Origin of the sequence: Microbacterium sp. GbtcB4 (assembly GCF_019091465.1) — a bacterium.
GTDB lineage: Bacteria > Actinomycetota > Actinomycetes > Actinomycetales > Microbacteriaceae > Microbacterium > Microbacterium paraoxydans.
Genome location: NZ_JAGXJJ010000499.1, coordinates 1 through 239, shown reverse-complemented (window position 1 = coordinate 239; position 239 = coordinate 1). Strand labels below are relative to the sequence as shown.

Sequence of the window (239 nt, the reverse complement as noted above, 5' to 3'; positions counted from 1 at the left end):
CGGCATACCAGACCCAGAGATCGATCCGCCCCTCGCCCTGCGCCGTGGCCGCCGAGGACGGGATGCCCTCCTGCGCCACGCTCTCGTCGCCGAACTGTGCCCGACGTCCCTCGTGCACCTCGGCCACGCGGTAGAGCACCTGGCCGCGGTGGTAGGCCGTCGCCCCCGGCCAGCCCTTCACGGCGGCGCGCGCGGCGACGCCCGCATCCCGGGCGGCCTTGTGGGAGGGCTTGGCGGCG

At 76.2% G+C, this 239-nt stretch carries 1 protein-coding gene; it reads right to left on the bottom strand.

Annotated elements, in window-relative coordinates; genetic code table 11:
- Positions 1 to 239, bottom strand: a 239-nt coding sequence (locus tag KVS71_RS18600) for an aldehyde dehydrogenase family protein (RefSeq protein WP_217585275.1), incomplete at both ends; no start/stop codon positions are given.